The sequence below is a fragment of the Hahella sp. CR1 genome (genome assembly GCF_029813005.1).
Lineage (GTDB): Bacteria > Pseudomonadota > Gammaproteobacteria > Pseudomonadales > Oleiphilaceae > Hahella.
In genome coordinates, this window is record NZ_JAPELK010000045.1 from 1 (window position 1) to 729 (window position 729).

Consider the following 729-nt stretch of genomic DNA (forward strand, 5'->3'; position numbering starts at 1 on the left):
GCGTCGGGCGTTTTGTATTTCAGGGCCAGATGAGGCCGCTCTCGGTTATAAATATCCACGGATTCATCAACCATCGTTCGAGCCTGCCCTAGATTCCCTGGCCGCATCAGCAGGAACTCCGTTTTCAAGATCCCGTTCACCCGTTCCGCCAACGCATTCTGATAGCAGTCATACCCGTCGGTCATCGAACATTGAATGCCGTGTTGTCGGTGCAGTTTCTGGTAGCTGTCGCAACAGTATTGGACACCTCGGTCGGAGTGGTGGATCAATGGCTGCCGCCCCGGCCGTTCACGCAGAGCCTTGCGCAAGGCCTGCTCCACATCCTCGCTGCGCAAGCTTTCATGTACATGATGACCCACGATCTTACGGGAGTAAGCATCGGTCACCAGACTCACGTAGCTCATGCCGGAGCGTGTCGGCAGATAGGTGATATCCGCCACCCAGATCTGGTTAGGCCGGCAGGCCACGACTTGCTCTGGGCCCGGCTTGAGCAGGTTTGGGTGACGCCGGAAGCGGTGATGACTGTGCGTGGTCTTGTGGTAAGCCCGGCGTCGGGGAACCAACAGGCGCCGGCTACGCAGCACCTGAAGCAGTTGATCCCGCCCCAGATGAAGGGTGTGATCCGACTGCTCATGGAGAAGATGCCGGAGCTTGCGAGCGCCGATCCGGGGCTGACGGAGACGAACAGTCCGGACAAAGTCCACCACCCGCTGCTCACGATCCTCCCTG

1 protein-coding gene is annotated in these 729 nt (G+C 59.3%); it reads right to left on the reverse strand.

The window, feature by feature from the left end:
• Positions 1 to 729: IS3 family transposase (locus ONV78_RS31835; protein ID WP_279508615.1), on the reverse strand; the 729-nt coding region annotated here is incomplete at both ends.